Source organism: Rhizobium sp. RAF56, assembly GCF_052113965.1.
Lineage (GTDB): Bacteria > Pseudomonadota > Alphaproteobacteria > Rhizobiales > Rhizobiaceae > Rhizobium.
The window spans coordinates 1-1442 of the sequence record NZ_JBFRDU010000100.1; the positions used below are offsets into that span (position 1 = coordinate 1).

A 1442-nucleotide genomic window follows, 5' to 3' on the forward strand; every position below is an offset into this window, starting at 1 on the left:
GCCCATCCGGAATGGAAGACCAAGCAGCCGTTCAAGGCCGTTCTTGAGGGCGACATGAAGACGCTCGCCGCATCGGGAGAAAAGGGCCTCGTCGAGATCATCATGGCGACGCATTCCGGGATGACGAGCGACGAATTCCAGAAAATCGCTTCCGATTGGATCGCCACGGCGCGCGACCCGAAGTTCAAGCGCGCCTACACCGAGCTCGTCTACCAACCGATGCTGGAGCTGCTCGCCTATCTGCGCGATAACGGCTTCAAGACCTTCGTCGTATCGGGCGGCGGGGTCGAGTTTATGCGGCCATGGACGGAAAAAGTCTATGGCATCCCCCCTGAGCAGGTCATCGGCTCGTCGATCAAGACCAAGTTCGAGATGCAGAACGGCAAGCCGGTCCTGCTTCGGACGCCTGCGATCAATTTCATCGACGACAAGGAGGGCAAGCCGGTCGGCATCAACGAGTATATCGGGCGGCGGCCCATCGCGGCCTTCGGCAATTCCGACGGCGACCTTCAGATGCTGCAATGGACGACGATGGCCGATGGCGCGCGCTTCGGCTTGATCGTCCATCACACCGACGCCGAGCGCGAATACGCCTACGACCGCAAAACCGAGTTCGGGCACCTTGATAAGGCGCTCGACGCGGCTGTGGCGAACCATTGGACCGTCGTCGACATGAAAGCCGACTGGAAGCAGATCTTTCCATCAAAGTGAGCTGGTCGCGGGCGAGAGCATTCCTGTCACGACAGCCCATTTCACGAGGGTCAGGATGCCTCAGCATTGCCAGCAAATCCAAGCGGATAGAAAAGGAACCTAGCCATGCGTACGAGAAATCTGGTCTACACTTCTCTGCTGGCCGCCAGCGTTTGTTCCATCTCCGGTGCAATCCGGGCACAGGATGCCAGCGTCCCGCCGCATGTTCCGCTGCAGAAGACCATCGGCGTCGTCACGCCGACAGGCCCGGTCCCGTCGCTCTTCGTGCTGAACTCGGCGGGCGCGACCCTGCAGAATGACAAGCTGACCATGACAGGCGTTGCGGCGAACTCGATCGTCTTCGCCGACCGCCCCGTGCGGGCGGCCGGTCATGTCATGACCGAGCAATTCATCATGCAGTGGGACAAGGACAAGGACAATTTCATCAAGGATCCACCAAACGCAACCATCTCAGTTCTCGGCGGGGATGGTTCGAAGGTTGAAGACGCGGTCGTGGTGCTTAAGGCGCCTAAGCTCGATGGCGGCAATCTGACCTTCGACGTTTCCGTTCTGGAGGGAAGCCTTAGTGGATCCAGTGGACCTGCCGCGCTCTTCATCGACCGTGGCGGCGGGTTTGGTGGGGGTGGTTTTGGTGGCGGTGGGGGTGGCTTTGGCGGCGGTGGAGGCTTTGGCGGTGGCCGCGACTTCGGCGGTGGAGACTTCGACCGTGGAGACTTCAGTGGCAATCGCAT

2 protein-coding genes are annotated in these 1442 nt (G+C 60.5%); both read left to right on the forward strand.

Features of this window, described 5'->3' with window-relative positions:
- A partial coding sequence (locus tag AB4048_RS28700; RefSeq protein WP_442205333.1) for an HAD family hydrolase occupies positions 1–711 on the forward strand: 711 nt, incomplete at its 5' end.
- Positions 712–816: 105 nt separating this feature from the next.
- Positions 817–1442: hypothetical protein (locus tag AB4048_RS28705; protein WP_442205334.1), on the forward strand; the 626-nt coding region annotated here is incomplete at its 3' end.